This window comes from Arthrobacter sp. GCM10027362 (assembly GCF_042679445.1).
GTDB lineage: Bacteria > Actinomycetota > Actinomycetes > Actinomycetales > Micrococcaceae > Crystallibacter.
Window position 1 is genome coordinate 1 of record NZ_JBHTML010000243.1, and the last position, 4,871, is coordinate 4,871.

Below are 4,871 nucleotides of genomic sequence, written 5' to 3' on the forward strand. Positions count from 1 at the left end.
ACCCTGCGCAGGGCGGAGGCGACGCCGGGGGCCGCAGCTTCGCGTTCGGCCCGGGCGGCTGCGGCACGGACGGCGTCGGCCAGGCCCGAGCCTTCCTGGACGATCAACCGGATGATGCCGCTGAAGGCGGCGGCGCTGTGCTGGGCGGCGGGGTGCCCGTGGGTGATGGCGGCGCCGTCCAGGGTGAGCCGGTACACAGCTTCCGCGGAGACGAAGGGGAGCAGGCCGAAGGGAGCGGACCGGACGAGCGCCCCTCCGTCCCGGGCCTGTCGGTTGAGCGGACGGGCCCGCGTGCCCATCTCCCCGGTGGCCAGCGCGGATAGGCAGGCCTCGCCGGGGGAGCGCCGGTGGTGCAGCACCTCCTGGTGGTCGATCCAGCGCGGCTGCGGTTCCGGGCCGGAGTCGGGGAAGCGGCCGTCCTGCGTGGCGTACCAGCGCAGGTAGGCCAGCCAGAGGCAGGCCGCCTCGTCCGCGGCCACGCCGGCGTTGGCCCATTCCAGTGCCTCGGTGAGCCCGTCCACGGTGTAGAGGGTCAGCTGGGTGTCGTCGCTGAAGTGGCCGGGTCCGTCCAGTTGGCTGAAATCCCGCAGCCCGGTGCCGATCCGGGCCTCGATCTCGTGCCAGCTGCCGTATTCGACGGCATGGCCCAGTTGGTCCCCGAGCGCGCCGCCGAGCAGGCAGCCACGGACACGGGAGGCAAAGTCGGGTGGGGCAGGCCGGGTGGAGGCGTCGGATGCGTGGTTGGTCACGGCATCCCAGTTTAGCGGCCGAGGGACCCGCGCCGAGCTTGCGAGGTGTGGGAGGCCGCTAAACGGTATCCGCCGAGGGCCCCGCCCACTTCGGCCCTGCCGCCACAGCAAGCATCCAGCGTTCTCCCAGCCTCAAATGTAAGGCTGGGAGACGGTTTTGTGAGCGATGGGCCGGCTGGTGCCGGCCGGAAGGAATGGCCGATCATGTCATTGAAGCAGTCGGGCGGGCCCGTGGAACAGGAGCCGGCGGAAACCGTGCGGGCGCCCCGGGAAGGCTATTCCCTGTCCGCACGGATCGGTGCCGAGGCGGTCGGTGCCTTCCTGCTGGTCGGCGGCGCCCTCGGCATCGGAATGTTCAACCCGCAGGGCGGCTTCGCGGTGCCCTTCGGCTTCGGATTCGCCGTGGCGGCGGCCATGCTGGCATTCGGCTACATCTCCGGCGGCCACTTCAACCCCGCCATTACCTTGGGCACGGCGCTGGCCGGGCGCACGGCATGGAAGCATGTGCTGCCCTACATCGTGGCCCAGGTGGCCGGCGCCTCGCTGGCCACGACGGTCCTGTGGGTGATCCTGCGCAGCCACCCGGCCAACTCCCAGTCGCAGAGCCTCTTCGCCGCTATTTCCAACCACTTCGATGCCAGCGGCAGCAGCGGATTCTCCCTGGCCGGGGTGTTCCTGGCCGAGGCGGTGTGCACCGCGCTGCTGGTGGCCGTCTACCTTGGGGCCACGGCCCGCGCCGCCCGGCCCGGCAGCGCACCGTTCGCGGTCGGCCTGGCACTGTCCGTCCTGACCGCCTTCCTGCTGCCGGTTTCCAACGCCGGCTTGAACCCGGCCCGGTCCACCGCCACCGTCTACTTCGGCGACGGCACCGCCGCCGGACAGCTGTGGCTGTTCTGGGCGGCTCCGCTGCTGGGTGCGGTGATCGCGGGGCTGATCTACCGCAGTGCCGAAGGCGCGCCGCAGCGCGCCACGGGCAAGGCCGCCGAAGGCAAGGCCGCCAAAGGCAAGGCCGCCGATTTCGGCTACGCGAAGGACGACGTCGACGTCACAGGTGCGGACAAGCCGCAGCAGGAGCCGGACAACGGCGCCGCGGAGGCGAAGGACTTTTTCGACGGCCAGGGCGGCCCGGCCTCGCGGGGGAACAAGAGCGCCAAGTAGCCCGGGCGCCGCGGGCTGCACCGGGATTGTCCCCGCCGGCCGGTAGGTTTGAAACATGCGGATACTGCACACATCGGACTGGCATCTGGGGCGATCCTTCCACGGGGTGGGCATGCTGCCGGCGCAGCGGCACTTCCTCGACCAGCTCGTGCAGACGGTGCGGGACCGGTCCGTGGACGTGGTCCTGATCGCCGGCGACGTCTACGACCGCGCACTGCCGGGGGTGGACGTGGTCAACCTGTTTTCGGACACGCTGGCCCGGCTCCGCGCAGCGGGCGCACGCATCATCATCACCAGCGGCAACCATGACTCGGCCTCGCGGCTGGGCTTCGGCTCGGCGATCCTGGTCCACGGCGGGGTGCATCTGCGCACCCGGCCGGCGGATCTGGCCGTGCCGGTGGAGCTCGAACTGGACGGGGCAATCCTGGCCGTCTACGGCATCCCGTACCTGGAGCCGCGGCTGTGCGCCGAGGAGCTCGGGGCCGGGGCGCCGTCGCACGCCGCAGTGACGCAGGCCGCGCTGGAACGGATCCGCACGGACCTGGCCGGGCGCCGGGCCGGCGGGACAGTGCATTCGCTGGTGCTGGCCCACACCTTCGCCAGCGGCGGCATCACCTCGGACAGCGAGCGGGACCTGAGCATCGGCGGCGTCGGGGCCGTCCCGCTGGATCTTTTCGACGGCCTGGACTACGTGGCCCTGGGCCACCTGCACGGCCGCCAGCAGCTCAGCCACGAGGTGCGCTACTCCGGCTCGCCGCTGCCGTACTCCTTTTCCGAGGCCGGACACCGCAAGGGCGGCTACCTGGTCGAGTTCGACGGCGGCGGCCTGGCCGGCGTCGAGGAGGTCAGCTGGGAGACCGGCCGCCGGCTGGCCGTCCTGAGGGGCACCATGGACGAGCTGCTGGAATCGCCGGAGCACGGCTGGGCCGAAGCGGCCTACTGCCAGATCACCGTCACCGATGACGAGCGCCCGTTGCGGGCGATGGAACGGCTGCGCGAACGGTTCCCGGACACCCTGGTGCTGGCCTTCGAGCCCGCCTCCGGGCCGCAGCATGACGGGCAGACCTACAGCGAGCGGATCGCCAAGGCCCAGGATGACCTGGACATCTGCTGCGGCTTCCTGGAACATGTGCGCTCCCGGGCCGCGGACGACGCCGAGCGGGATTTGCTGGTGGAAACGCTGGGCAAGGTCGCGGCCGCGGAGGTGCCGGCATGAGGATCCATCGGCTGGAAATCCAGGCCTTCGGCCCGTTCGCCGGGCGGCAGCGGATCGACTTCGACGAGCTCAGCGCCCAAGGGTTGTTCCTGCTCAACGGGCAGACGGGGGCCGGCAAGACCAGCATCCTGGACGCCGTCTGCTTCGCGCTGTACGGCTCGGTGCCCGGGGCACGCCAGAACGGCAAGCGGCTGCGCAGCGACCACGCGGAGGCCGCCGCCGCCCCGGAAGTTGTCTGCGAATTCAGTGCCCGCGGCCGGCGCTTCGAGGTCACGCGCAGTCCGCAATGGGACCGCCCGTCCGCGCGCTCGGGCAAGGGCACCACGGTCCAGCAGGCCAGGACCCTGCTGCGCGAGCGCATCGGCGGGGCCTGGGTGGAAAAATCGGCCCGCAACGACGAGGCGGCCGTGGAGCTGGGCGAGGTCCTCGGGATGAGCCTGGATCAGTTCACCAAGGTGGTGCTGCTGCCGCAGGGCGAGTTCGCCGCGTTCCTGCGTGCGGACGCCAAGGAGCGCCGGCCGCTGTTGCAGCGGCTGTTCAACACCGGGCGCTTCGACGCCGTCGAACAGACCTTGGCCTCGGACGCGGGCGCGGCCAGGGCCGGGTATGAGCAGGCCCGGTCGGCCGTGGCCGTGCTTTTGCGCGCCGCCCGCGAGGAGGCCGGCCGCCACCTGGCGCCGGACCAGCTGCCGGCAGAAGCCGGGGCCGGGCACCTGGAGCAGCTGCAGGCCGCCGTTGCCGCGCTCGCCGACGAGGCCGCGGACCGGGCAGCTGCCGGTGACGCGGAGCTGGCGCAGCTGCACGGGACCATAGCGGTGCAGGAACAACGCCTGGCCGACCATGCCGAGCTGGTCGCCTTCGAAGAGCTGGAGGACAAGCACCGAACCAACGAACCGGCCTACCGGCAGCTCGCCGAGGATCTCGAGGCCCACCGCCGCGCCGAGCTGCTCGCGGCCCCGATCCGGCACCGGGACCAGGCCGCGCCGGATGCGGATCGCAGCCGGGCGCAGGCGCGGCGGCTGGCGGAGGCCGCGGCCGCGCATCCGCTTTTTGCGGACTATGGCGTGGACCTTCCGGAGGCGGCCGGGGACCGGGAGGATGCGCTCGAAGCCGTCCTGGCGGAGGCCTCGGACCGGGCCGCGGCACGGCTGGGCCAGGTCCAGGCGCTGCTGCCGGAGGAAGAGCGCCTGCTGGTCCTCACCGGGACGGAGTCGGAACTGGAAGCCGAGCTGGGCCGGCTGGCGGAGTGCAGAAGCCGCACGGCCGAGGAAACCGAGGCTGTCCGGGCCGAGGCGGCCAAGCTGCAGGACGGGCTGCAGTCCCTGCAGGCCGGGGACCTTCCCGGGCTCCAGCGGCGCCTGGACGAGGCTCAAGCGGTGGCTGCCGCCGTTGAGGAGCACGGCGAGTGCACCCGACAGCTGGCCGCGGCCGCCGGCCGGCGGGAGGAAGCCAGGGCACTGCAGCTGGACCGCAAGGAACACTGGCTGGACCTGCTCCGGCAGCGGCTGGACAACGCCGCCGCGGAGCTTGCCTCCCGGCTGGAAGACGGCGGACCCTGTCCGGTGTGCGGTTCCAGCGAGCATCCGGCGCCTGCCGGGGCCGGCACCGGCAGGCTGGTGTCCGAGGAAGAGGAAGCCGCCGCCCGGGCCCAACACGGCGAGGCCGAGGCCGGGCTGGCCCGGACCCAGCAGGAATGCGCCCGGCTGGAAGCCAGGCTGGCCGCACTGGCCGCCCGCGGCGGGGATACT

4 protein-coding genes are annotated in these 4,871 nt (G+C 72.4%); 3 read left to right on the plus strand and 1 reads right to left on the minus strand.

Features of this window, described 5'->3' with window-relative positions:
• Nucleotides 1-749, minus strand: a 749-nt coding sequence (locus tag ACFQ36_RS20725; RefSeq protein WP_377017113.1) for an ADP-ribosylglycohydrolase family protein, incomplete at its 3' end; no start/stop codon positions are given.
• A gap of 204 nt (nucleotides 750-953) precedes the next feature.
• Between ACFQ36_RS20725 and ACFQ36_RS20730 the strand changes: the two genes are divergently transcribed.
• From ACFQ36_RS20730 to ACFQ36_RS20740, 3 genes are all read left to right on the plus strand, one after another.
• The gene (locus ACFQ36_RS20730) at nucleotides 954-1,907 is read left to right on the plus strand and encodes an MIP/aquaporin family protein (protein WP_377017115.1); all 954 of its coding nucleotides are present in this window, start codon (nucleotides 954-956) and stop codon (nucleotides 1,905-1,907) included.
• 55 nt (nucleotides 1,908-1,962) lie between these two features.
• Entirely contained in the window at nucleotides 1,963-3,123 is a 1,161-nt protein-coding gene (locus ACFQ36_RS20735) for an exonuclease SbcCD subunit D (protein ID WP_377017117.1), read from the plus strand.
• Nucleotides 3,120-4,871 (plus strand): AAA family ATPase (locus tag ACFQ36_RS20740; protein ID WP_377017119.1); only part of this gene is annotated, 1,752 nt, incomplete at its 3' end. The genes ACFQ36_RS20735 and ACFQ36_RS20740, both read left to right, overlap by 4 nt.